Source organism: Aminobacter sp. BE322 (genome assembly GCF_050433525.1).
In the GTDB taxonomy this organism is placed as follows: Bacteria; Pseudomonadota; Alphaproteobacteria; order Rhizobiales; family Rhizobiaceae; genus Aminobacter.
Genome location: NZ_JBNPXB010000010.1, coordinates 21254 through 47028, shown reverse-complemented (window position 1 = coordinate 47028; position 25775 = coordinate 21254). Strand labels below are relative to the sequence as shown.

Genomic DNA, 25775 nt, shown 5'->3' with positions numbered 1-25775 from the left:
TTTATTCGCCATGCTGTTCTGGGTCGTAGCCGCTTCACTTACCTTGGTTGCAAGTCTTGCCGTTCTGCTGCCGCTTGCGCGGCGAGCGGAGCAGGAGGTCGACCGCAGCCATGACCTCGAGGTCTATCGTGACCAGTTGGCCGAGATCGACAAGGACGCGTCACGCGGCGTCATTGCAGCGACCGATGCCGAACATGCGCGGGCCGAGATCGCACGCCGCATCCTGCGGCTCGGCACCGGCAACCAGCCTAAGACCTCGAGTGGGTCATTGACGGCCGCGAAGATCGTCGGCGGCATCGCCGTGCTGGCCGTACCGCTGGTCAGTTGGGGGGCCTACACGCTGTCGGGTTCCCCCGATATCCCCGATCAGCCCCTCAGTGCCCGCATGGCCGAAAATCCGGCCAACAGTTCGGTAAGTGACCTGATCGCCCGTGCCGAGGCCCATCTCGTCGCCAATCCGTCGGATGGCAGGGGATGGGACGTGCTGGCTCCCGTCTATATGCGGATCGGCCGCGTCAATGACGCGGTCGTGGCCTACGGCAACGCCATCAAGCTCCTGGGGACGACCGCGACGCGCCAGTCCGGTCTCGGCGAGGCGATGACGGCGGCTGCCGGCGGCATAGTCACTGCCGACGCGCGTGCCGCCTTCGACGCGGCGGTCCAGCTCGAACCGGCCAACGCCAAGGCACACTATTTCCTCGGCCTGTCGCTGGCCCAGGAGGGCAAGCTTGCCGAGGCTGCCGCCATGTGGCGGCAGATGGTTGTCGACCTTCCTGCCGACTCGCCCTGGCGCGAGGCTGCCGAACAGGCCGCCGCGCGGGCCGGGGGCCCCGCCGCCCCGAGTGCCGGCGCCGGCCAGCCCGGCCCGACCGATGCCGATATCGAGGCCGCCGCCTCCATGTCGTCGGGCGACCGCACGGCCATGATCGAGAGCATGGTCGCCGGGCTCGACGAAAAGCTGCGCCAGAACCCGGCCGATCCGGAAGGATGGCTGCGTCTGGTCCGTTCGTACTCGGTGCTGGGCAAGAAGGACCTTGCGCAGGACGCGTTCGACCGGGGCTATGCGGCGCTCGGCCGCGACAGCGACGGTGGCCGGAAGCTCTCGGAATTGGCCGGGACGCTCGGCCTGAAGGTGGCGGAGTAATCATGACGCGCAAGCAGAAGCGTTTGTCTGTCATCGCCGGGGCGCTCGCCTTTCTCGGCGCCGCCACGGCTCTCACCTTCTATGGGCTGGGCCAGAAGGCCTCCTACTTCTACATGCCCGCCGATCTCCAGGCGGCAAACCTCCAGCCGGGTCAGCGCATCCGCCTCGGCGGCCTGGTCGAGAACGGCTCGATCGTGCGCGGCACCGGCGTCGAGGTGGCATTCGGCGTCACCGACACCGACAGCACGGTCAAGGTACGCTACACTGGCATCCTGCCGGACCTTTTCCGCGAAGGGCAGGGCGTCATCACCGAGGGCAGCTTCGGGCCCGACGGCGTCTTCATCGCCGACAGCGTGCTGGCCAAGCATGACGAGAACTACATGCCCAAGGAAGTCGCCGACAGCCTGAAGGAAAAGGGCGTCTGGCAGGAAACCAAACAATAGGCGGCATCGACATGGTCGAGATCGGTCATTTTGCACTCATCCTGGCTCTCGTCCTTTCGGTCGTGCAGTCGGTGGTTCCCATGGTTGGCGCACGCACCGGCGACGCTAGGCTGATGGCGGTGGGCGGTCCGGCGGCCATCACCACGCTGGCGCTGATCGCCCTGTCGTTCACCGCCCTGACGATGGCCTACGTGAAGTCGGACTTCTCCGTAGTGAACGTCTGGGAGAACTCCCATTCGCTGAAGCCGCTGCTCTTCAAGATCACCGGCACCTGGGGAAATCATGAAGGCTCCATGCTGCTGTGGATCATGATCCTGGCCATGTTCAGCGCGATGGTCGCCGTCTTCGGCGGCAATCTTCCCGCCACCCTCAGGGCCAACGTGCTCGCGGTGCAGGGCTGGATCGCGACCGCCTTCCTGCTCTTCATCGTCATCACCTCCAATCCGTTCCGGCGGCTGATCCCGGCGCCGATCGAGGGCCGGGACCTCAATCCCATTCTCCAGGACATCGGCCTCGCGGTGCATCCGCCGTTGCTCTATCTCGGCTATGTCGGCTTTTCGGTCTGCTTCTCCTTCGCCGTCGCGGCGCTTATCGAAGGCCGCATCGACGCCGCCTGGGCGAGGTGGGTTAGGCCCTGGACGCTGGCCGCCTGGGTATTCCTGACCGGCGGCATCGTGATGGGATCCTACTGGGCCTATTACGAACTCGGCTGGGGCGGGTTCTGGTTCTGGGATCCGGTCGAGAACGCCTCCTTCATGCCCTGGCTCGCGGGCACGGCTCTGCTGCATTCGGCGATCGTGATGGAGAAGCGGTCGGCGCTGAAGATCTGGACCCTGCTGCTCGCGATCCTGACCTTCTCGCTTTCCCTGCTCGGCACCTTCCTGGTGCGGTCGGGCGTGCTCACCTCGGTCCACGCCTTCGCCAGCGACCCCAGCCGCGGCGTCTTCATCCTCGGCATCCTGACCTTCTTCATCGGCGGCTCGCTGACGCTTTTCGCGTTGCGCGCCTCTTCGCTGACCGCCGGCGGCCTCTTCCACCCGATCTCGCGCGAAGGCGCCCTGGTCCTGAACAACCTGTTCCTGACGACGGCGACGGCGACCGTGCTCATCGGTACGCTCTACCCGCTCGTCGTCGAGGCGCTGTTCGGCGAAAAGATCTCGGTCGGCGAACCGTTCTTCAACCTGACCTTCGGCCCGGTGATGCTGCCGCTCCTGGCGATCGTGCCATTCGGGCCGCTGCTGGCGTGGAAGCGGGGCGACGTGGCGGCCGTCGCGCAACGGCTGATGTTCGCCTTCGGCGGGGCGTTGCTGGTGGTGCTGGCTGCGCTGCTGTTCGTCGACGGAACTTCGGTCTTCGCCGCTCTCGGCGCGGGACTTGCCACCTGGCTCGTGCTTGGTGCGCTCACCGACCTTGCCCTCAAGTCTGGCGTCGGCTCGGTGGCCCCGGCGGTGGCCGTACGCCGTCTGATCGGCCTGCCGCGCTCGGTGTTCGGCACGGCGCTGGCTCATCTCGGCCTCGGCCTGACCCTGCTGGGTATCGTCGGTGTCATCGCCTTCCAGAGCGAAGCCATCCTGGTGATGAAGCAGGGGCAGGTCGTCGAGATCGCCGGCAAGAGCCTGCGTTTCGAAGGGCTCCAGCCCGCACGTGGCCCGAATTACACCGAAGACCAGGGGCGGTTCTCCCTGCTCGATGCTGACGGCAAGGCCGTCGCCGAGATCGTATCCGCCAAGCGCTTCTACCCTGCGCGCCAGATGCCGACGACCGAAGCCGGCATCAGGACGATGTGGCTCAGCCAGATTTACATCTCGCTCGGAGATACCTCTCCAGACGGATTGGTGGTCGTGCGTCTGTGGTGGAAGCCGATGGTCCTCTTGATCTGGGTCGGGCCGCTGTTCATGATGGCGGGCGGCACGGTTTCGCTGATGGACCGGCGCCTGCGCGTCGGGGCGCCGGCGCGGCGCAGGTCCGCAGTCGCCAAGGTTGGCGCGGTCTCGTGATGAAGACGAAGCTGACATCGACGGCGGCTTTCCTCGCCGTCCTCCTGTTCGCCGGCACCGCCCTGGCGGTCAAGCCGAGCGAGATGCTCGCGGACCCGGTTCTCGAGGCGCGGGCCCGCGCCATTTCCGCCGAACTGCGCTGCTTGGTGTGCCAGAACCAGTCGATCGACGATTCCGACGCCGAACTTGCCGCCGATTTGCGGGTGCTGGTTCGGGAGCGCCTGGTGGCCGGCGACAGCGACGCCCAGGCGGTCGACTTCATCGTCGCGCGCTACGGCGAGTTCGTGCTGCTCAAGCCGCGGTTCAACCTGCGCAATGCTTTGCTCTGGGGCGCGCCCATCCTGCTTCTGGCCGGCGGTGGCGCCTTCATCTTCTTCTCGGCCAGGTCGCGCCGCAGGCAGGAGCCGGCCGCATTGAGCAGCGAAGAGGAGAAGCAGCTCGATTCGATCCTGCACAGGGACGGCTGAGCCAACATTACGAAAGTTTCATCCTTCGGAAATGGCGCGGTAATGTGAGCCTCTCTATCTCTTGAGCACCGGATGTTTCGGGCATCCCTTCAAGAGGATCAGAGAAGATGAGCACCCCCACCTCCCATTCGCGTTCGCGCAAGCGCCTTCTGGCGGCAGCTGCGTCCGTTGCCCTTGCCGGTGCGGTCGGTCTGGGCGCCGTAGCCGGCGGCACGGTTCCCGTCTTTGCCCAGGCGGTGCGCGTCGAGTCGGCCCAGGCTCCCGGTTTCGCCGATGTGGTCGACCAGGTTTCGCCGGCCGTCGTCAGCGTGCAGGTCAAGGCCAAGGTCAACCCCGTCGCCGACCGCGGCGGGTCGCCGTTCTTCGACCAGCGCGACTTCGAAAACCTCCCTGAAGATCATCCGCTCAAGCGTTTCTTCCGCCAGTTCGGCGAAGAGGGCGACAACAACCGCGGCCCGCAATTCAACCGTCCCAACCGTGGGCGCGATGCGCGCCCGCGCCCCGTTGCCCAGGGGTCGGGCTTCTTCATCTCCGCTGACGGCTATGTCGTCACCAACAACCACGTCGTCGAAGGCGGCAGCGCCTACACCATCGTCAGCGACGACGGCAAGGAATACGACGCCAAGCTCATCGGCACCGATCCGCGTACCGATCTGGCGGTCCTCAAGGTCGATGCCGACACCAAGTTCACCTATGTCGGTTTCGCCGACGATTCCAAGGTGCGGGTCGGCGACTGGGTCGTCGCCGTCGGCAATCCGTTCGGCCTCGGCGGCACCGTCACTGCCGGCATCGTCTCGGCGCGCGGCCGCGACATCGGCGCCGGCCCCTATGACGACTTCATCCAGATCGACGCGGCGGTGAACCGGGGCAATTCCGGCGGTCCAGCCTTCAACCTCAACGGCGAGGTCGTCGGCATCAACACCGCGATCTTCTCGCCTTCGGGCGGCAATGTCGGCATCGCCTTCGCCATCCCGGCCTCGACCGCCAAGCAGGTGGTGCAGGACCTGATGAAGAACGGCAGCGTCCAGCGCGGCTGGCTCGGCGTCGAGATCCAGCCGGTGACCAAGGACATCGCCGAGTCGCTCGGGCTGACGAGCGAAAAGGGTGCGATCGTCGCCAGCGCCCAGGACGACGGCCCGGCCAAGAAGGCGGGCATCGCCGCGGGCGACATCATCACCGCGGTGGACGGCAAGGAAGTCGCCTCGCCCAAGGAACTGTCGAGGCTGGTCGCAGGCATCGCGCCCGGCAAGTCGGTGGACGTCACCGTCTGGCGCGACGGCAAGGCCCAGTCGTTCAAGGTCGGCCTCGGCGAGATCCCCGGAGCCGAGAAGCGTGCCGCGGCCGATGAGCCCGCCGACGCCCGCGAACCCAGCTCGCTCGCCGATCTCGGCCTGACGGTCACCCGTTCCGAGGACGGCAAGGGCCTCGTGGTCACCGACGTCGACCCCTCCAGCGACGCGGCCGATCGCGGCATCCAGGCCGGCGACGTCATCACCACGGTGAACTCGGTGGAAGTCAACGCGCCGGGCGACGTGACCAAGGTGCTCGACCAGGCTGAGAAGGCCGGCCGCAAGGCCGTCCTCTTCCAGATCAGCCGGGACAATTCCAACCGCTTCGTCGCGCTCCCGGTCAACCAGGGCTGATCGACAGAGCTGAACCCTCCCGCCGCTCGGCTTTCTCACCCCCGAGTTGAAGTGGCGGGAGCGGCGGGGCCGGATCGTCTGTCACTCGTCGAAACGGCTCCAGCGGCAGCGGGATCTGTCTCCCGCTGCCGCTTGCGGCGATGCGCCGAACCTATCGGTCGGCGCCGCCCCAGGACCTGGAAGGCACAACATGCTGCCTCTGCTCTCAGACAAAATCGCGTATAACGGCGCCATGAAGATTCTCGTCATCGAAGACGACCGCGAGGCTGCCGACTACCTGCAGAAGGCCTTCGGCGAAGCCGGCCACACTGCGCATGTCGCCGGCGACGGCGACTCCGGATTTGCCCTGGCGGACGCCGGCGAATACGACGTCATGGTCGTGGATCGCATGCTGCCCAGGCGCGACGGGCTGTCGGTCATCGCCGGGCTGCGCTCGCGCGGCAACACCACCCCCGTCCTGATTCTCTCCGCCCTTGGCGAGGTGGACGATCGCGTCACAGGCCTCAGGGCAGGCGGCGACGACTACCTGACCAAGCCCTACGCCTTTTCCGAGCTTCTCGCCCGCGTCGAAGTGCTCAACCGGCGCGCCCCGGCGCGCGAATCCGAGACGGTCTACCGTGTCGGCGACCTGGAGCTCGACAGGCTGGGCCATTCGGTCCGGCGCGCCGGCCACGAGATCACGCTGCAGCCGCGCGAGTTTCGCCTGCTCGAGTACCTGATGCGCCACGCCGGCCAGGTGGTCACCCGCACGATGCTGCTGGAGAACGTCTGGGACTATCACTTCGACCCGCAGACCAACGTCATCGACGTCCACGTGTCGCGGCTCCGCGGCAAGATCGAGAAGGGTTTCGACAAGCCGATCCTGCACACGATCCGCGGCGCCGGCTACATGCTCAAGGCAGGCTGATGGGGCTCGGGCTGCCGGCCATCATGAAGACGACCGCGGCGCGCCTCTCGGCGCTCTACCTGCTGCTGTTCGCCCTCTGCGCCATCCTCCTCGTCTTCTATATGACGTCGCTGTCGGCGCGCATGCTGCTGGCGCAGACCAGGGAGACCGTCAACGAGGAGGTGCTGGGCCTCGCCGGAGCCTATCAGCGCGGCGGCATCCCGGTGCTGGTGCGGGTCGTGGGCCAGCGCTCCCGCCAGCCCGGCGCCAACCTCTATCTCCTCGCCGACCCGAACGGCCGCATCCTGTCGGGCAACGTCCAGAGCATCCAGCCGGGCGTGCTCGAACGCGACGGCTGGACCGAGCTGCCGTTTTCCTACGAGCGCTACGGCGAGATCCGGCGCGGCGAGGGGGCGTCCGACGAGCAAGGAGTTGCCGTTTCCGCGGTCGGCCACAACGCGATCGCGGTCGTGCTGCGGCTGCCCAACCAGATGATCCTCATGGTCGGCCGCGATCTCGGCGAACCCGAGCGTTTCCGCAGCGTCGTGCAGCGCTCGCTGATGGTGGCGTTGGGCATGATGGCGGTCGGCGGCCTGCTGATCTGGTATTTCGTCGGCCGGCGCGCGCTCAAGCGCATCGACGACGTGTCCGAGGCGAGCCGCCGCATCATGGGCGGCGATCTGAGCGGCCGGCTGCCGGTCACCGGTGCCGGCGACGAGTTCGACCGCCTGTCGGAAAATCTCAACGCCATGCTGGCCCGCATCGCCCATCTCAACGAAGGGCTGAAGCAGGTCTCCGACAACATCGCCCATGACCTCAAGACGCCGCTGACCCGCCTGCGCAATCGCGCGGAGGCGGCACTCTCGGGCAAGAAGAGCGGTGCCGACTACCGCGAGGCCCTGGATGTCACCATCGCCGAGTCGGATCAGCTGATCCGCACCTTCAATGCCATCCTGATGATCTCGCGTCTGGAGGCGGGCTATTCGGCCGAGCCGCTGGCAAAAGTCGATCTGGGGCCGGTCGTCCGCGACGTCGTCGATCTTTACGAGCCCGTGGCAGAGGAACTGGGCGTCGCCTTCTCCGGCGAGGCGTCGGGCGAGTTCGTGGTCGGCGGCAATCGCGAGCTGATCGCCCAGGCACTTTCGAACATCGTCGACAACGCGCTCAAATATTCCGCCGGCGCGGCCGAGAAACCTGCCGTCGCGGTCTCCGTCGAACGCCGTGACGGCGAGATCCGCGTCACGGTGTCGGACAACGGCATCGGCATTCCCGACGAAGGCGACCGGCAGCGCGCCACCGAGCGCTTCGTGCGCCTGGAGCAGAGCCGCTCGCAGCCGGGCTCCGGGCTGGGCCTCAGCCTCGCCAAGGCGGTGATGGACTTTCACAAGGGCCGGCTTGATCTTTTGCCCGCCAATCCCGGATTATCCGTCCAGATGGCCTTTCCCGGATCCAAGGACGAATAGATGAAGAGCCCGGCCGCGACCAAGACAGCTCAGGAATGGCGCCTGGCGCCCAGGATAGAGCTGACGCCGCTGGATGCCGAGGCAGGCGCGAGCAACCTTGCGGAACTCGCCGGCCATGCCGGGGAGGCCGGTCTCGGTCGCCTCGTTGCCTTCCTCAAGGGCCGGGGGGCGGCCCAGCGTTTTCTCGCGGCGGTGCTCGATCTTTCCGAATTCATGCGCGACAGCGCGCGCCGGCAGCCGGAAATGCTCGACCGCCTGTTCGATCAATCCGTCGACGAGCGTCTGCGCTCGATCGGCGAGGCCATAGCGGCCGCACCGCGCGAGGCGGACGTCACCGAAGCCATCCTGATGATGCGCCTGCGCAAGTTGAAGTCGGAAGCGCATTTCCTCATCGCCCTGGCGGATCTCGCCGGCGAGGCCGACGCGTCGGAGACGGTCCGCAGGTTGAGCAGCCTCGCCGATCTCTGCACCGGCGCTGCGATCGATTTCCTGCTCCGCGACGCGCACCGCCAGGGCAAGCTGCGTCTGCCCGATCCCGAGGTGCCCGCCGCAGGTTCCGGCTGGATCATCCTTGGCATGGGCAAGCTCGGCGCGCGCGAGCTGAACTTCTCGTCCGACATCGACCTTGTCGTCTTCTTCGACCCGGAGGCCCCGGCCGTCGCCGATCCGCACGAGGCGACGGACCTCTTCTCACGCCTGACCCGCCGTCTCGTGCGCATCCTGCAGGACCGCACCGAGCACGGTTACGTCTTCCGCACCGACCTCAGGCTGCGCCCCGACCCGGGCTCCACCCCCCTGGCGATCTCGATCCACGCCGCCCTGCACTATTACGAGAGCCGCGGCCAGAACTGGGAGCGGGCGGCGATGATCAAGGCGCGGCCGGTGGCCGGCGACATCGCGGCCGGCGAGGCCTTCCTCAAGGAGCTTCGTCCCTACGTCTGGCGCAAATACCTGGATTACGCCGCCATCGCCGACGTGCATTCCATCAAGCGCCAGATCCATGCCCACAAGGGCCATGGCGAGGTCGCGGTGAAGGGGCACAACGTCAAGCTCGGCCGCGGCGGCATCCGCGAGATCGAGTTCTTCGTCCAGACCCAGCAGCTGATCGCCGGCGGCCGCTTTCCGGAGCTGCGCGGGCGTGCCACCGTGCCGATGCTCGACCAACTCGCCGTCCGCGGCTGGATCACCGCCGAGGCGCGCGACGCGCTCGAACGCCAGTACTGGTTCCTGCGCCGCGTCGAGCACGCCATCCAGATGGTGGCCGACGAGCAGACGCACATGCTGCCCGAAGACGACGAGGGCCTGGCCCGCATCGCTCACATGCTCGGATTTGCCGATGCCGGCGCCTTTTCCAAGGTGTTCCGTGCATCGCTCCAGGAAGTGGAGCGCCACTATGCGGCCCTGTTCGAAGCCGCGCCCGAGCTTTCCTCCGGCATCGGCAATCTGGTCTTCACCGGCGACGTCGACGATCCGGACACGCTGCACACGCTGCGGCAGCTGGGCTTCCAGCGCCCCAGCGACATCTGCAGGGTCATTCGCACCTGGCATTTCGGCCGCTATCGCGCGACCCAGTCGGCCGAGGCGCGCGAACGGCTGACGGAGCTGACCCCGGCGCTGCTCGAGGCCTTCGGCAAGACGCGGAGGGCCGACGAGGCGCTGATGCGCTTCGACGAGTTCCTGGCCGGACTGCCGGCGGGCATCCAGCTGTTCTCGCTGCTCCAGTCCAACCCGGCGCTGCTCAAGCTCATGGCCACCATCATGGGTGCCGCACCCCGGCTCGCCGGCATCATTACCCGCCGGCCGCATGTCTTCGACGGCCTGCTCGATCCGGCATTGCTGTCGGAACTGCCCGACCGCGCCTATCTCGCCGCGCGTCTCGCGGCCTTTCTCGAAAGCACTTCGCTCTACGAGGAGGTGCTCGACCGGCTGCGCATCTTTGCCGCCGAACAGAAGTTTCTGATCGGCGTGCGGCTGCTTGCCGGCGCCATCGAACCGGCGCGCGCCGGCAAGGCATTCTCCGACCTTGCCGACCTGACCGTCGGCGCGGCCCTCGACGCGGTCCAGTCGGAGTTCGCCCGGCGTCACGGCAGCGTGCCCGGCGGCCGCGTCGCCATCTTAGGCATGGGCAAGCTCGGCAGCCGGGAACTCACCGCCGGCTCCGACGTCGACCTCATCCTGCTCTACGACCACGACGCCCACGCCGAGGAATCCGACGGCGACAAGCCGCTTGCCCCGTCGCACTACTACACCCGCATGACCCAGCGGCTGATCGCGGCCGTTTCCGCGCCGACCGCCGAGGGCGTGCTCTACGAGCTCGACCTCAGGCTGCGCCCCTCGGGCAACAAGGGCCCGGTGGCCACCCACATCGACGCGTTCAGCAAGTACCAGCGCGGCGAGGCGTGGACCTGGGAGCACATGGCGCTGACACGCGCCCGCCCGATCGCCGGCGACCCCTCGCTCTGCGACCAGGTCGAGGCGGAGGTCACGGCCGTCATCGCGCTGCCGCGCGACGCAGCCAAGGTCGCCGCCGAGGCGCGGGACATGCGCCAGCTGATCGAGGACGAAAAACCCCCACACGACCTGTGGGACATCAAGCTGATCCCGGGCGGCCTGATCGACCTGGAGTTCATCGCCCAGGTGGCGGCCCTCACCGGCGGCCTCGAAGGCGAAGGGCAATCGACCGCCACGGCCGAGGTGCTGCACCGGCTGGCGCCGAGCTTCGCCAGCCCCCAGCTGCGCGAGGACCTGGTTGCCGCCTACGGCCTCTATTCGGCCATCACTCAAATGACGAGACTGTGCCTCACCGGCGCGTTCGAACGCGCCGACGTCCCGCCGGGGCTGTCGGACCTGCTGCTCGCGGTGACCGACCTGCCCGATTTCGGCGTGCTGGAGGCGCATCTCAAGGAGACGTCGCAAACGGTCAGGACGCATTTCGACCGCTTGCTACGCGCGAAGCGCAAATGATGCCCAGGGAGGCCCATTGACGCTTCGGTTCGCATCGGGGGTGACGATGCAACAGGAGAAGACCCATGAGCAAATCGACCAGACTCGCGATCGCCTTCCTCGCCCTCGCAGGCACGGCCGGAACATCGGCCCTCGCAGCCGCCCAGGATGGGCCGCGCGGCCAGGGCATGAAGATGATGCAGCGGCTCGAGCGGGCTGACGCCGACAAGAGCGGCGACGTCACCTTCGACGAATTCGCCGCCGCGATGAACCAGCGTTTCGCCAATGCCGACAGCAATGGCGACGGCAAGATGACGGTGGCGGAGATCGCCGACCAGATCATGCGCATGCGCGCCGAGCGCGCCGCGCGGCGGATGGTCGAGCGTTTCGATGCCGACGGCGACGGTGCCTTGACCAGCGCGGAGATCGAGTCGCGGCAGAAGAAGCTGTTTGCCCTGCTCGACCGCAACGATGACGGCAAGATCGTCAAGGACGAGATGCCGAGCCGCGACGGCGGCGGACGCTGGCGGATGCGCCAGTAAGGGAACGTGGTGCCGGCGACCCCGAGGTCGCCGGCACTACCTCGTTCATGCCGCCTTCTGCATCGGGCGCAGCACCCTGCGCACCGGAATGCGGACCGAGACGATCGTGCCGACGCCCTCGGTGGAGCGGATTTTGAGCGCGCCGCCATGCAGTTCGGCGAGCGAACGCGAGATGGCGAGCCCGAGGCCCGAGCCCTCGTGGTTCTTCGAGAACTGGTTCTGGACCTGCTCGAACGGCCGGCCGAGCTTGGCGAGCGCATGCTTGGGGATGCCGCAACCGCTGTCCTCGATGCTGAGCGTCAGGGCGCCGGTTGCGTTGCGGGCGCGCACCGTGATGCGCCCGCCCTCGCCGGTGAACTTCACGGCATTGGAAAGCAGGTTGATGGCGATCTGCTTGATCGCGCGTCGGTCGGCGAACAGCGTCATCTGCTCGGCGATCTGGGTGTCGAGCGTGATCGCCTTCTGCGTCGCCTGCAGCGACACCACCCGCACCGTCTCGCGGATCAGCGGGCACAGGTCGATCTCCTCGCGGTCGATCGAGAACTGGCCGGCCTCGATCTTCGACATGTCGAGGATGTCGTTGATGACGCCGAGCAGGTGCTTGCCGCTCGAGTTGATGTCGCGCGCATACTCGTCGTAGCGCGGCGAGCCGAGCGGCCCGAACAGCTTGCCTTCCATCAGCTCCGAGAAGCCGATGACGGCGTTGAGCGGCGTCCTCAGCTCGTGGGACATGTTGGCCAGGAATTCCGACTTGGCGCGATTGGCGGCTTCTGCGCGCTCCGTTTCCTTCATGTATTTGCGATTGAGGTCGACGAGTTCGTTCGAACGGTCTTCCTCGGCGCGGCGCGCCAGGCTGAGGTCGTGGATGGTCGCCATCAGCCGGCGCTCGCTCTCCATCAGCTTGTCCTGGTGCTGCTTGATCTGGGTGATGTCGGAGCCGACCGACACGATGCCGCCGTCGCGGGTCTTGAGCTCGTTGACCTGCAGCCAGCGCCCGTCCGCGAGCTGCCTTTCGTAGGTTGCTCCGGCGCGCGGGCCGTTGGCGTTGGCGAGCCGCCGCTCGGAGATGAACGCAACCATGCGCGCCTCGAGCTCCTCGCGCGGCGTTCCGGGCAGCACGTCGCGGTCGCTGAGCCCGTTGTCCTGCTGGTACTTGGAATTGCACATCACCAGCCGGTCGCTTGCGTCCCAGAGCACGAAGGATTCGGTGATGTTCTCGATAGCCGTCCTCAGTCTGAGGTCAGCCGCCTCAGAGCGCTGCGCCAGGTGACGCTGCTCGGTGATGTCGACGGCGATGCCGGTCATCTGGATCTCGGGCGCCTCGGGGTCGACCACCTGGGCGCGGGCGCGCATCCACACCCAGTGGCCGCCGGCGTGGCGCATGCGGAACACGCGGTCGATGTGGTCGATCTCGCGCCCCACCACCTGGTTGGCGAGCTCGAACAAATCGCCGTCCTCGGGATGGATGATGCGGGCGACCTCGCCGAACGACAGCATCGCGTCGCAGGCCTCGTAGCCCAGCAGTTCGTACATCGAGCGCGACCAGTACATTTTGCCGCGCACCATGTCCCAGTCCCACAGGCCGCATTTGCCGCGCACCAGGGCGAGGTCGATGCGCTGGTGCGCCTCGAGGTAGATGGCGTCTGCCGCCTGCGCGCGGGCGGCTTGCGTGAAATAGGCGTAGAGGATGATGAACAGGATGCCGGCCGTGAACACGAACAGCGAGACGTTGAGCGACAGCGTCTTGCGCCAGTCGGCGAAGACGGCGTCCTGCGCGATCAGCACGGCGGCGGCGGCCCGCTTGCCCTCGGCCAGGCTCACGGCGGCGAACCAGTCCTGGCCGCCGATGCGCACGGACATCACGCCGGCGCGCTCGCCGAACATGAACAGCGGTTGCCCGCCGTCGACGATCGAGTCCAGCGACTGTCCCTGCCAGCCGGTCGACTGAGGCGACACGGCGATGACGCGGAAATTCTGGTCCGTGAGCGCGATCACGTGGCTGCGGCTGAGCGCGCCCTGCCGCTCGGGGCCTTCGACCAGTTGCTGGCCGGCGGCTGCCAACGTTTCGCCTTCGGCCGCGCTCAGCATCAGCGAGTTGACCATGTCGGCGGCGGCGAGGGTGAGGATGGCCTTGGCGTTTTGCTCGACGTCGTCGCGCAGCGCCATCAGCGACAGGAAGCGCGCTCCGGCGACCACCAGGAGGAAGATGACGATCAGCGTCGGGATCGAGCGGCGCAGCAACGGCTCCGCGGCCAAAAGCCGGCGGTAGGCGGGTTCGGCGATGAGACGTGCATTGCCCGCCAGGCCGGCGCCGCGCGCCTGCCTGCGTCGGACAATAGCATTCTCATCGGGCGCGCCCCACGCGTCCGCCTTGGCCATAAATGGCTCCCCGTATCCCGTTCTGATTTGGCTGATCCGGCAACACCGCACTTCCGAATCGTCACTAAAGAATCAAAGCCGATTCGCCTTGTCCAGTGGGGCGAGCGAAAAAGATTAAAATTCGGCTAAAAGTCAGCCGAATTGACCGCTGCGTATCGCGCGATCCACGGCGGCGGTCCCGAATGCAGGAGACTGCCGCTTTCCCGCAGACTTGCCTGGCCCGGATCAAGCTCCGTATCAGGCGAGCGTGCGCTCGATGATGTCGCGCAGGTCGGCCGAAAGGCCTTCCCTGGCCTGCATGGACACCAGCGCCGCGCGCGCCTTGGCCTGGCGCTTCGGCTCCAGCGAACGCCACGACCTGAGTGCCGTGGCCAGCCGCGCGGCCACCTGGGGATTGCGCTTCTCGACGGTGAGCACCATGTCGGCGAAGAACGTGTAGCCGGCGCCGTCGGCGCGGTGGAAGCCCGTCTGGTTGGCGCTGGCGAAGCCGCCTACCAGCGAGCGCACCCGGTTGGGATTGGCGATTGAGAAGGCGGGGTGCTGGGTCAGCGCCCTGACGGCGTCGACGGCCTGCGGGCCCGGGGCCGTGGCCTGGATCATGAACCACTTGTCCATCACCAGCGGATCACCGCGATGGCGCTTGTCGAATTCGGCCAGGGCTTCCGTGGCTTCCGCCGAACCGCCATGGCGGTGCACCAGCACGGTGAGCGCTGCGGCACGGTCGGTCATGTTGGTCGCAGACGTGAAATGCGCCGCGGCGAGCTTCGCGCCGTCCGGGCCGACGGCGAGATAGTCGAGCAGCGTGTTGCGCAATGCGCGCCGGCCGGCGCTGGCCGCGTCCGGCGAAAACGCGCCCGAGGTCAGCAAGTTGCCGTAAAGGCCGGAGAAGATTCCGCTATTCGCCTCGGCGATCGACCTGGCCAGGGCCTCGCGGCCGGCAAAGATGGCGTCGGGATCGATGTTCTTGCCGATCTCGCGCGCGACGTCGGCTTCGCCCGGCAGCGCGAGTGCCAGCGCGCGGAAGGCGTGTTCGAGGTTGCCGTCGCCGGCGATGCGGCCCGCCAGTTCGGCAAGCTCGGCGGAAAATTCGGGCTGCTTGCCGCCCAGCACGTTCCTGAAGGCGGCGATGGTGGCATCCGTGAGCAGCGTGTTGAATGCCTGCCAGCGCGAGAACGGATCGCTGTCATGGGATGCGAGGAAGGCCTTGTCCTCCGGCCGCTGCTCGACGGTCAGCGTGATCGGCGCCGAGAAGCCGCGGTTGAGCGACAGCACCGGCCGCTCCGCCACGCCCGAGAACTTCACCACGTGCCTGCGCTTGCGCACGTGGATGACGCCGTGCTCGACCGTCGCCCCATCCACGGCCTGGTAGGCCATGTCCTTGCCGTCCGGCCCCACCAGGCCGAAGGCGAGTGGAATGTGCATCAGCCGCTTGCGGCTTTCCGACGGCGTCGGCGGCACCGACTGCTCGATCTCGATGGTGAATTCGGCGCTCGCCGGGTTGTGCGCGGTCGTCACGCTGAGATTGGGCGTGCCTGCCTGGTGATACCAGAGCGCGAACTGCGACAGGTCGCGGCCCGACACGTCCTCGAATACCTTGAGGAAATCCTCGATCGTCGCCGCGTCTCCGTCGTGACGCTCGAAATAGAGGTCCATGCCCTTCCGGAACGTCTCCGTGCCCAGCACGGTGCGGATCATCCGCACCACCTCCGAGCCTTTCTCGTAGACGGTCGCGGTGTAGAAGTTGTTGATCTCGCGGTAGCGTCGCGGCCGCACCGGATGGGCGAGCGGCCCCTGGTCCTCGGGGAACTGGTGGGCGCGCAGGGTACGCACCTCGGCGATGCGCTTGACCGGGCGCGACCTCTGGTCGGCGGAGAACTCGTGGTCGCGGAAGACGGTCAGCCCTTCCTTGAGGCAGAGCTGGAACCAGTCGCGGCAAGTGATTCTGTTGCCTGTCCAATTGTGGAAATACTCATGCGCGATGATCGCCTCGATATTGGCGAAGTCGACATCGGTCGCGGTCTCTTCGTCGGCAAGCACGTACTTGTCGTTGAAGATGTTGAGACCCTTGTTCTCCATCGCGCCCATGTTGAAGTCGGACACGGCGACGATGTTGAAGACGTCGAGGTCGTATTCGCAGCCGAACACCTCCTCGTCCCATGTCATCGAGCGGCGCAGGGCATCCATGGCGTAGCCCGCCTGGTTCTCCTTGCCGTGCTCGACATAGATGCCGAGTTCGACCTCCTTGCCGGAGGCTGTGACGAAGCGGTCCTTGATGCAGCCGAGGTCGCCGGCCACCAGGGCGAACAGATAGGACGGCTTGGGGAAGGGGTCGTGCCAGACGGCGTAGTGCCAGCCCTGGCCGAGATCGCCGCGCTCGACCGGATTGCCGTTGGAGAGCAGCAGCGGCGCCTCGGCGCGTTCGGCCTCGATGCGCACGCTGTAGACCGACAGGATGTCGGGCCTGTCGAGGAAATAGGTGATGCGGCGGAAGCCCTCGGCCTCGCACTGGGTGCAGTAGACCTTGCTGGAGCGGTAGAGCCCCATCAGCGCCTCGTTGCGCGACGGCGCGAGTTCGGTCTCGATCAAGAGCGTGAAGCGGCCTGAGGCCGGCGGATTGTAGATGACCAGCCGCTCCGGCGTGGCGTCGAAATTGGCGGCGTCCACGGCTTCGCCGTCGATCTCGATGCGGCGCAGCGTCAGCCCGTCGCCGTCGAGTTCCAGCTGGACCGGCTTGTCGATGCCCGCGCGCCGCTCGATCGTCAGCTTCGCCACGACGCGCGTGCTGTCCGCACCGAGCCTGAAGTCGAGCTCGGTCGCCGGGATCAGGTAGTCGCTCGGCCGGTAATCCTCGAGGCGAAACACCTGTCCGGTATCGGTACGCATGTGGTGGCCTTCCTATCGTCGTCGCTCTGCTCGCCGCCCTGGTAGAAAAAATAAGCGGCCGCTGGTCTTTACACGAAACGCCCCCTCGGCAAAACTGTTCAGGGTCGCACATTTGCTGCGCTTCCCCCACCAATCCTCACGAGGCCGATATGACTGTCGTCACGCCGAAATTCGGGATGGGCGCGTCCGTTTTGCGCGTCGAGGATGGCGCTTTTGTCACCGGCCGGGGCCGCTACACCGACGACATCTCGCCATCCGGCCAGCTGCACGGCTACGTGCTGCGCTCGCCGGTCGCCAAGGCCAGCTTCAGCATCGGCCCGCTCGATGCGGCTCGCGCGGCGCCCGGCATACATCTGGTGCTGACCGGCGCCGACGTGGCGCATCTCGGCGACCTCAAGTCGGTGGTCATGCAGAAGCAGCCCGACGGCACCCGTGCGCCGACCCGCGACATCCCGATCCTCTGCCGCGACCGGGTCCATCATGTCGGCGACGCGGTGGCCTTCGTGGTTGCCGACAGCCGCGCGCTCGCCCAGGACGCCGCCGAACTGATCGAGGTCGACTACGATGACGAGGAGGCTGCCGCCGGCACCGCCACGGCGCTTGAGGACGACGCACCGCTGGTCTGGCCGGAACTCGGCTCCAACCGCGCCTTCACCTATCATCTGGGCGACAAGGCGAAGGCCGACGCAGCTTTCGCCGCCGCCGAGCGGGTCACCCGCGTCGAGTTCGTCAACAACCGCCTCATCTGCAACTACATGGAGCCGCGCTCGGCCATCGGCGAGTGGCGAAAGGACGAGGACCGCTTCGTGCTGACCACCGGGTCGCAGGGCGTGCACTCGATGCGCAACATCCTCACCGGCCAGGTGTTCGGGATCGGCGCCGACAAGCTGCGCGTCGTTACCCCGGACGTCGGCGGCGGCTTCGGCACCAAAGCCTTCGTCTACCGCGAGCACGCCCTGGTGCTGGAGGCCGCAAAACGCCTCGGCCGTCCGGTGAAATGGGCGGGCGACCGCACCGAGCATTTCCTTGCCGACGCCCAGGGACGCGACAATTTCGTGACCGCCGAGATGGCGATGGACAAGGACGGCCGCTTCCTCGGCCTGCGCGTCGGCCTGATCTCCAACGTCGGCGCCTACATCTCGCAATACGGCCCGATCATCGCCCATATCGGCGCCAGCATGTCGACCGGCGTCTACGACATCGAGGCGCTGGATGTGACGATCACCGGGGTCTACACCAACACCTGCCCGGTCGATGCCTATCGCGGGGCAGGGCGTCCGGAGGCCGCACTTCTGGTCGAGAAGCTCGTCGATGCCTGCGCCCGCGAACTCGGGCTCCCGGTCGACGAGATCCGCCGCCGCAACTTCATCCGCCCCGAGCAGTTCCCCTACCGCACCCAGACCGGCAGGAACTACGACGTCGGCGAGTTCGAGGCGCACATGGACCTCTCCATGGAGCGCGCAGGCTGGGCAAGCTTTGCGGATCGGCTCGCCGAGGCCAGGTCGCGGGGGAAGATCCGCGGCATCGGCATGGCGACCTACATCGAGGCCTGCGCCTTTGCCGGCTCCGAGCCCGCGCGGGTCGAGCTCAACGCCGACGGTACCGTGTCGGTGTTCATCGGCACTCAGTCCAACGGCCAGGGCCACGCCACCGCCTATGCCCAGTTCGTCGCCGAAAAGCTCGATCTCGACGTGACCAGCATCAGCGTGCACCAGGGCGACACCGACCAGCTCGCCAAGGGCGGCGGCACCGGCGGCTCCCGCTCGATCCCGCTCGGCGGCGTCTCCGCCTCCCGTGCCGGCGAGGCGCTGGCGGAAAAGCTGAGGAAGATCGCCGCCGACGAGCTGGAGGCCTCCGCCGCTGACATCGAGCTTGGCAACGGCGAGGCGCGCATCGTCGGCACCGACCGCGTCATCTCCTTCGCCGGCCTTCACGCCGCGGCCAAAAATCCCGACGATATCAAGGCGATGGGCGAGTTCGTTCAGGACGAGGCGACTTATCCCAACGGCACCCATATCTGCGAGGTCGAGATCGATCCCGACACCGGCACGACCGAGGTCGTCGCCTACACCATCGTCGACGATTTCGGCGCGACCGTGAACCCGCTGCTGCTCGCCGGCCAGGTGCATGGCGGCGTAGTCCAGGGCATCGGCCAGGCGCTGTCGGAGGAGGCGGTCTATGGCGAGGACGGGCAACTGCTGACGGCGAGCTTCATGGACTACGCGGTGCCGCGCGCCGACACCGTGCCGTCCTTCCATTTCGAGACGCGCAACGTGCCCTCGACCACCAATGCCATGGGCATGAAGGGGGCAGGCGAGGCGGGGACCATCGGCGCCACGCCTGCGGCGCTCAACGCGGTGACGGATGCATTGTACAGGGCTTACGGGATTGACCACATCGAAATGCCGGCGACCCCGGCGCGCGTCTGGGCGGCAATAGAGGCGGCCCGGCAGAAGTGATGCACCAGGGAAGTCAGGGCGCTTCGTCGCCGCTCGTCGGAATCGCCCTCAAGGTCGTCTCGGTCGCCGTCTTCGTCGGCATGTCGACCGCCATCAAGGCGACCGGCGAGGTGCCGGCCGGTCAGATCGTCTTCTACCGGTCATTCTTCGCCATCTTTCCGATTCTCGTCTTTCTCGCCTTCAGGCGCGAACTCGGCACCGCCTTCGTCACCAGGCGGCCGTTCGGGCACATCATGCGCGGACTTGTGGGGGTGATGGCCATGGGCTTCGGCTTCTTCGCGCTCACCCAGCTACCGCTGCCCGAGGCGATCACGCTGAACTACGCACAGCCTCTGCTGGTCGTCGTCTTCAGCGCGCTGTTCCTCGGCGAGAACGTGCGCATGTATCGCTGGACCGCGGTCGCCATCGGCCTTATCGGCGTCGTCATCGTCTCGTGGCCCAAGCTCACCTTGTTCACCTCCGGGGCCGGCCTGGGCGACAAGGCGGCCATCGGCGTCGTCGCGGCGCTCGTCAGCGCCTCGCTTTCGGCCATCGCCATGCTCCTGGTGCGCAACCTCGTCCACACCGAACGCACCGCCACGATCGTGCTGTGGTTCTCGCTGAGCGCGAGCGCCATGGCCTTGTTGACCATCCCCTTCGGCTGGCAGTCGCTGTCGTGGCAGCAGACCGCGCTCCTGGTCACGGGCGGGGTCTGCGGCGGCATCGCCCAGCTGTTCATGACCGAGGCCTACCGGCACGCCGAGGCGTCGACGGTGGCACCCTTCGAATACACCTCGCTGATCCTCGGCATCGTCGTCGGCTACATTGTCTTCGGCGACCTGCCGACCATCCACACGCTGGTCGGTGGCGCCATAGTCATCGGCGCCGGCATCTTCATCATCCTGCGCGAGCGGCGCCTCGGCATCGAGCGCAAGGCAGCCAAGAAGGCGGCGCCGCCGCAATAGCTATTCCGCCGCAAGGGCCCTCAGGCGCGCCGCCGTCTCCTCGTCGGCGGGGAAGAAGGATTCGATGGCGAGTTCGGAGAGCGTGACGTCCAGCGGCGTGCCGAACACGGTGGTGGTGCTGATGAACGACAGCACCGCGTCGCCGACGCGCAGCCTGAGCGGATGGGCGATGATGTTGGCGTCGCCCTGCACCGGCCGTCCCGGCCGCGGTCCGTCCGGATAGCCGAGCAATTCCTTCTCCAGCGCCGCGAGCACCGGGTCGCCGGCCGTGTCGTTCTGGTGCTTCAGGCGTTCGATCAGATGCGCCCGCCATTCGTGCAGGTTGACGATGCGCGGCGCGACGCCCCCGGGATGCAGGCTGAGCCTCAGCACGTTCACTGGCGGCTCCAGCAGCGCGGCGTCCTTGACGCCGGCGAGCAGGAGGGCGAGCGCGGCATTGCCTTCGATCAGGTTCCAGTGGCGGTCGACGGCGAGCGCCGGATAGGGTTCGTGCCCCTTGAGCACCATGCGCACCGCATCCATCGCCGGCGCCAGCGAGGGGTGATCCAGCGGCCGTTCGCCGAAGCTCGGCGCATATCCCGCCGCAAGCAGCATCCGGTTGCGCTGGCGCAGCGGCACGGAAAGCCGCTCGGCGAGACGCAGCACCATCTCGCGCGAGGGCAGCGAGCGCCCGCTCTCCATGAAGCTCAGGTGCCTCTGCGAGATCTCGGCCTCCATCGCGAGGTCGAGCTGGCTCATGCGCCGCCTGATGCGCCATTCGCGGATGAGGTTGCCTACGGGGTTCGGGTTCGTGTCCATGGCGGCAACCTAGCGCGAGGGTTTTCTCGTTTCCATTACCTCGGACGTAATCGCAATGCCGCAATGGCGGTGGGATGGTTGGTGACAGGAAGGCAGTCGCAGCTGTTGCGAAGCCTCCTCGAAACCGAACCTCAGGAGCATCTCATGTCCGTCGCCGTCACGCCCTTCCTCCGCAACGCCCTTTATGTCGACGCGCTCGCAACAGGCGCAACGGGCTTGCTTGCGATCGTTGGGGCGCCGTTGCTTGCGTCCTTGCTCGACTTGCCGGAAACGTTGCTGCTGTGGGCCGGTCTGGCGCTGGTCCCCTTCGTCGCCATGCTGGTGGTGGTGGCGCGCCGCGCCGCGGTGTCGAAGCAGGTCCTCTCCTGCATCGTCGTCCTCAACGCGCTCTGGGTGATCGGCAGCTTCGCCCTGCTCGTTTCCGGCGCGGTGTCGCCCAACGCGCTCGGCATTGCCTTCGTGGCGGGTCAGGCGCTCGTCGTGGCGGTTTTCACAGGGCTGCAGTTTAGCGGGATCCGCCGCGCCGGGGCCGCGGCGGTGGCCTGATCTACAGGCTGCCGAGTTCGCGCAGCTTCGCCTTGACCTCCAGGAAGTCCCGCCACGCAAGCTTCTTGTGGGCGGGATTTCTGAGCAGATAGGCGGGATGCAGCGTCGGCATCACCGGAATGACCGTGCCCTGGGCGGTCGTGTGGGTCTTCCAGTTGCCGCGCAGCCTGAGGATGCCGTCGGGCGACCCGACGAGCAGCTTTGCCGACGGTCCGCCGAGCGTCACCAGCACCTTGGGGTTGGCCAGCGCGATCTGCCGCTCGATGAAGGGGCGGCAGATCTCGGTTTCGTGCGGCGTCGGCGTGCGGTTGCCCGGCGGCCGCCACGGAATGACGTTGGCGATGTAGGCCGACTTCCGGTCGAGGCCGATCGCCGCGAGGATGCGGTCGAGCAACTGGCCCGAGCGCCCGACGAAGGGCAGGCCTTCCAGGTCCTCGTCGCGGCCCGGGGCCTCGCCCACCAGCATCAGGTTGGCCGCCGGGTTGCCGTCGGCAAACACCATGCTCTTCGCCGTGGCCTTGAGGTTGCAGCCTTCGAAACTCTCCATGATCTGCCGCAACTCGTCGAGCGTCGCCGCCTTGCCGGCCAGTTCGCGCGCGGCAGCGGCCTGTGCCTCGTCCGGCACGGCTGCCGCGGCCGCGGGGCGTGGCGGCGGTGCAGCCCGCTCGGGCATGTTCCGGTCCGGCCGGCCGGGTTCGGCCTGCATCGGTCTTGCGGCTTCCGGGACAGCCTGGCGCTGCGCGCTCTCGGCGAACCTGTCGATCGGCTCATCGGCAAGCGCGTCGTCCACGCCCGCCGCCGCATAGAAGGCGAGCAGATCGCGCAGATCCGGACGTACATTTCCCGAAATGGAGGCCATGTCCCACTTTCGACGCTGCGGCGCCGATTTGCAAGTTCACGAGGAGGGGATGCGCGGGTCCTGCACCAGATAAAAGCGCCAGCGCGGCGTATAGTCGGTCACCAGGAAGCTGAAGCCGGCGACCTCGCGGGGGTCCACCTTGCCGTCGGTATAGCGCAGCCGGTCGTAGGGTTCGAAGTCGCGGCTGTATTCGGCGAAGTTGTCGGAGGAGATGTTGACGTTGTCGGTGCGCCGCTGGTCGAAGGACAGCCCGTCGCCGAAGACGCTCGCCTTGCCCTCGATCTCCTGCAATTCGAACTCGAACTCGACCCAGGCCTGGCCGCTGTTGTTGAGGGCCTCGATGCGCATGAACAGGATGCCGTTGGCGTAGAAGCCGGAACTGTCGAAGGGCCTGATCGGCCTGATCGTGCGGATCGTCAGCGTCACCGGTGACGAGGATTCGAGCTCTTCCTGGATGACGATCGGGTCCTCCCGAGTTCCGGTGCCAGACACGGAGGTGATGCGGAAGCCGCCGAGTTCGTCGGAGAACGAGTAAGCGCCGGCATTCCAGACCTTCTGATCGCCCTCGCTCTCCTGAGCGCGACTTTCGCCGTGCAGCCATGTCGCAACAAGGAGGGCAGCCCCGGCCAGGATGTGGCGTCTGGAGAGGAGGCGCTTCGGTCCTGTCCTGCTGGGCACGTTGGGGCGCATGAAAGAGACGGACGGCTGGCTGATGACTGTCACCTGCGCATCGACACTAAGGGGCTGTGCCCACCGCCGGAAGGTTAAATATTTTGACCTTTACGTTAACGTAATATAAATCGCTGTGTTTGGAAGGCTTCACCCGTCCGAATGGCCGATGTGCTGAATGGTCCGGTTTGACGTTTCCAAACGATGCGCTATGCAGCGCTTAGCCAATTCTGCCCTTGGGACAGGGCGAGCCAAAGCGGAGGGATAGATGAGCGAAGTCGAACGCGAGAGCATGGAATTCGATGTTGTCATCGTCGGCGCTGGGCCGGCGGGCCTGGCAGCGGCGATCCGGCTCAAGCAGGTCAACCCCGATCTCTCCGTCGTCGTGCTCGAAAAGGGCGGCGAGGTGGGCGCGCACATCCTCTCCGGCGCCGTGGTCGACCCGATCGGCATCAACCGCCTGCTGCCCGACTGGCGCCAGGATCCCGACCATCCGTTCAAGACCCCCGTCACCGACGATCATTTCCTCGTCCTGGGGCCGGCCGGCTCGTTCCGCCTGCCCAACCTGCTGATGCCGCCGCTGATGAACAATCACGGCAACTACATCGTCTCGCTCGGCAATGTCTGCCGCTGGCTGGCCACCAAGGCCGAGGCGCTCGGCGTCGAGATCTATCCGGGCTTCGCTGCCGCCGGCCTCATCTACAATGACGAGGGTGCCGTCACCGGCGTCTACACCGGCGACATGGGCGTCGAGCGCGACGGCAGCCACGGCCCCGGCTTCGCCCCCGGCATGGCGCTGATGGGCAAGTACGTGCTGATCGGCGAGGGCGCGCGCGGCTCGCTCGCCAAGCAGCTGATCGCCAGGTACGATCTCGGTTCCGGCAAGGAGCCGCAGAAGTTCGGCATCGGCCTCAAGGAACTGTGGCAGGTCGCGCCCGAGAAGCACAAGCCGGGCCTCGTCCAGCACTCGTTCGGCTGGCCGCTCGACTTCAAGACCGGCGGCGGCTCGTTCCTCTACCACCTCGAAGACAACATGGTGGCCGTCGGCTTCGTCGTCCACCTCAACTACAAGAACCCCTATCTCGCGCCGTTCGAGGAATTCCAGCGCTTCAAGACGCATCCGGCGATCCGCGGCACCTTCGAGGGCGGCAAGCGCCTGTCCTACGGCGCCCGCGCCATCACCGAGGGCGGCTACCAGTCGGTGCCGAAGCTGTCGTTCCCCGGTGGCGTGCTGATGGGCTGCTCGGCCGGCCTGGTCAACGTCCCGCGCATCAAGGGTTCGCACAACGCCGTGCTGTCGGGCATGCTCGCCGCCGAGCACGTCGCGGAAGCCATTGCCGCCGGCCGCGCCAATGATGAACTCGCTTCCTACGAGGCCGCCTGGCGCGCCACCGACATCGGCAAGGACCTGAAGAAGGTCCGCAACGTCAAGCCGCTGTGGTCGCGCTTCGGCACCATCCTCGGCGTCGGCCTCGGCGGCCTCGACATGTGGCTCAACACGCTGTTCGGCGTCTCGCCCTTCGGCACGCTCAAGCACGGCAAGACCGACGCCCAGTCGCTCGAACCGGCCTCGAAGCACAAGAAGATCGACTACCCCAAGCCCGACGGCGTGCTCACCTTCGACCGCCTGTCGTCGGTGTTCCTGTCCAACACCAACCACGAGGAGAACCAGCCGGTTCACCTCCAGGTCAAGGACGCTAGCCTGCAGAAGACGTCGGAATACGGTGTCTTCGCCGGCCCCTCGACGCGCTACTGCCCGGCCGGCGTCTACGAATGGGTCGATGCCGACGGCAACGCGATTGCCGGCGAGCCCGGCCATGCCGATGCGAAGTTCGTCATCAACGCGCAGAACTGCGTGCACTGCAAGACCTGCGACATCAAGGATCCCAACCAGAACATCAACTGGGTGCCGCCGCAGGGCGGCGAGGGGCCGGTCTACCCCAACATGTGATCCGGCGACGCGGCCGGCCGGCCGCGTTGAACGAAGCGGCGGGATATGCTGAGCTTGCGCGAGCAGCGGAGTTCGGCGTGTCCCGCATCGCATGTGCCTTGATCGTAGTCCTGGCCGGGGCCGTGACCGCCTTGGGGCCGGCGGATGCAGGCGTCAAACAGACCACCATGACGCGCGGCTATGCCGTTTCCGGCACGACCGGAACCGAGCTGCTGCGGTCGATGGACCGCAACGGTCCGCGCCACGGTTTTTTGACGCGTGCCATCGCGCAGACCAAATACACCGTCACCTGGTCGTTCGACGTCGGCGAGCGCGGCGGCATGTGCCGCCTGCGCCGTGCCGACGCCAGGCTGTCGATCACCTTCATCTATCCCGAGGCGTCCGACCCGCTGCCGCCGGCTGTCGAAAGCCGCTGGCGCACGTTCCTCGCCGGTGCCCGCCGGCATGAGGAGACCCATGCCCGGCTCGCCCGCGAGATGGTGGACGCGGCCGAGCGCGCGGTGCGCGGCCTGTCGCTGCCGGTGGACCGGGGCTGCATCGGCGCGCGGCGCGAGGTCAAGGCCCGTGTCGACCGGGTCATTGCCGGCTACGAGGCGCGCCAGCTCGCATTCGATGCGCGGGAGCATGCCGAGGGCGGCCGGGTCGACCGCCTGATCGAGGCGCTCGCGCGCGAAGACGGACGCTAGAGCCATTCCAGGAAAAGTGCGCAGCGGTTTTCCGTCCGGAATTGCGTCAAAACAAAGAGATAGAGCGGTTCCG

At 67.0% G+C, this 25775-nt stretch carries 19 protein-coding genes; 14 read left to right on the top strand and 5 right to left on the bottom strand.

Annotated elements, in window-relative coordinates; genetic code table 11:
- Positions 1-10 precede the first annotated feature (10 nt).
- The 9 genes from ccmI (at position 11) to J2X50_RS15235 (ending at position 11528) form a co-directional block, all read left to right on the top strand.
- Positions 11-1144 (top strand): c-type cytochrome biogenesis protein CcmI, encoded by a 1134-nt coding sequence (gene ccmI, locus J2X50_RS15275; RefSeq protein ID WP_429096251.1) that lies wholly within the window; start codon positions 11-13, stop codon positions 1142-1144.
- 2 nt (positions 1145-1146) lie between these two features.
- Positions 1147-1587 (top strand): cytochrome c maturation protein CcmE, encoded by a 441-nt coding sequence (gene ccmE, locus J2X50_RS15270; RefSeq protein ID WP_429096250.1) that lies wholly within the window; start codon positions 1147-1149, stop codon positions 1585-1587.
- 11 nt (positions 1588-1598) lie between these two features.
- On the top strand, positions 1599-3584 hold the full coding sequence (locus tag J2X50_RS15265) for a heme lyase CcmF/NrfE family subunit (protein WP_429096248.1): 1986 nt from the start codon (positions 1599-1601) through the stop codon (positions 3582-3584).
- On the top strand, positions 3584-4051 hold the full coding sequence (locus tag J2X50_RS15260; RefSeq protein WP_429096247.1) for a cytochrome c-type biogenesis protein: 468 nt from the start codon (positions 3584-3586) through the stop codon (positions 4049-4051). Before J2X50_RS15265 ends, J2X50_RS15260 begins: the two co-directional genes overlap by 1 nt.
- A gap of 107 nt (positions 4052-4158) precedes the next feature.
- Positions 4159-5694: a Do family serine endopeptidase gene (locus J2X50_RS15255; RefSeq protein ID WP_429096246.1), complete on the top strand. Its 1536-nt coding sequence runs from the start codon at positions 4159-4161 to the stop codon at positions 5692-5694.
- Between the two features lie 232 nt (positions 5695-5926).
- Positions 5927-6601, top strand: a complete 675-nt coding sequence (locus J2X50_RS15250) for a response regulator transcription factor (protein ID WP_429096245.1) — start codon at positions 5927-5929, stop codon at positions 6599-6601.
- Positions 6601-8043 carry an ATP-binding protein gene (locus J2X50_RS15245; RefSeq protein WP_429096244.1) on the top strand — a complete coding sequence of 481 codons (1443 nt, stop codon included), beginning with the start codon at positions 6601-6603 and terminating at the stop codon, positions 8041-8043. The genes J2X50_RS15250 and J2X50_RS15245 overlap by 1 nt, the downstream gene beginning before the upstream one ends.
- Positions 8044-11007: a bifunctional [glutamine synthetase] adenylyltransferase/[glutamine synthetase]-adenylyl-L-tyrosine phosphorylase gene (locus tag J2X50_RS15240; protein WP_429096243.1), complete on the top strand. Its 2964-nt coding sequence runs from the start codon at positions 8044-8046 to the stop codon at positions 11005-11007.
- A 65-nt stretch (positions 11008-11072) separates the two neighbouring features.
- Positions 11073-11528 (top strand): EF-hand domain-containing protein, encoded by a 456-nt coding sequence (locus J2X50_RS15235; protein WP_429096242.1) that lies wholly within the window; start codon positions 11073-11075, stop codon positions 11526-11528.
- Between the two features lie 45 nt (positions 11529-11573).
- On the opposite strand, the gene J2X50_RS15230 is transcribed toward J2X50_RS15235, so the two are convergent.
- Positions 11574-13907 (bottom strand): PAS domain-containing sensor histidine kinase, encoded by a 2334-nt coding sequence (locus J2X50_RS15230; RefSeq protein WP_429096241.1) that lies wholly within the window; start codon positions 13905-13907, stop codon positions 11574-11576.
- 237 nt (positions 13908-14144) lie between these two features.
- Complete coding sequence (pepN, locus tag J2X50_RS15225; protein ID WP_429096240.1) at positions 14145-16790, bottom strand: aminopeptidase N; 2646 nt, start codon at positions 16788-16790, stop codon at positions 14145-14147.
- A gap of 149 nt (positions 16791-16939) precedes the next feature.
- Here pepN and J2X50_RS15220 point away from each other — a divergent pair, with 149 nt between their 5' ends.
- Positions 16940-19249: a xanthine dehydrogenase family protein molybdopterin-binding subunit gene (locus J2X50_RS15220; RefSeq protein ID WP_429096239.1), complete on the top strand. Its 2310-nt coding sequence runs from the start codon at positions 16940-16942 to the stop codon at positions 19247-19249.
- A complete protein-coding gene (locus J2X50_RS15215) occupies positions 19249-20193 on the top strand; it encodes a DMT family transporter (RefSeq protein ID WP_429096237.1) in 945 nt (314 codons plus the stop codon). The genes J2X50_RS15220 and J2X50_RS15215 overlap by 1 nt, the downstream gene beginning before the upstream one ends.
- Here the strand turns inward: J2X50_RS15215 and J2X50_RS15210 are convergent, their stop codons facing one another.
- Positions 20194-20991, bottom strand: coding sequence for a helix-turn-helix domain-containing protein (locus J2X50_RS15210; RefSeq protein ID WP_429096235.1), 798 nt, complete (start codon positions 20989-20991; stop codon positions 20194-20196).
- A 144-nt stretch (positions 20992-21135) separates the two neighbouring features.
- Here J2X50_RS15210 and J2X50_RS15205 point away from each other — a divergent pair, with 144 nt between their 5' ends.
- The gene (locus J2X50_RS15205; protein ID WP_429096233.1) at positions 21136-21537 is read left to right on the top strand and encodes a hypothetical protein; all 402 of its coding nucleotides are present in this window, start codon (positions 21136-21138) and stop codon (positions 21535-21537) included.
- 1 nt (position 21538) lies between these two features.
- Here J2X50_RS15205 and J2X50_RS15200 read toward each other — a convergent pair whose 3' ends face one another.
- Both J2X50_RS15200 and J2X50_RS15195 read right to left on the bottom strand, forming a co-directional pair.
- A complete protein-coding gene (locus J2X50_RS15200) occupies positions 21539-22396 on the bottom strand; it encodes a uracil-DNA glycosylase (RefSeq protein WP_429096231.1) in 858 nt (285 codons plus the stop codon).
- A gap of 36 nt (positions 22397-22432) precedes the next feature.
- Positions 22433-23119: a hypothetical protein gene (locus J2X50_RS15195; protein WP_429096229.1), complete on the bottom strand. Its 687-nt coding sequence runs from the start codon at positions 23117-23119 to the stop codon at positions 22433-22435.
- Positions 23120-23333: 214 nt separating this feature from the next.
- On the opposite strand from J2X50_RS15195, the gene J2X50_RS15190 reads away from it, so the two are divergent.
- A complete protein-coding gene (locus J2X50_RS15190; RefSeq protein ID WP_429096227.1) occupies positions 23334-25016 on the top strand; it encodes an electron transfer flavoprotein-ubiquinone oxidoreductase in 1683 nt (560 codons plus the stop codon).
- A 77-nt stretch (positions 25017-25093) separates the two neighbouring features.
- Positions 25094-25702: a DUF922 domain-containing protein gene (locus tag J2X50_RS15185; protein WP_429096225.1), complete on the top strand. Its 609-nt coding sequence runs from the start codon at positions 25094-25096 to the stop codon at positions 25700-25702.
- Positions 25703-25775: the final 73 nt, after the last annotated feature.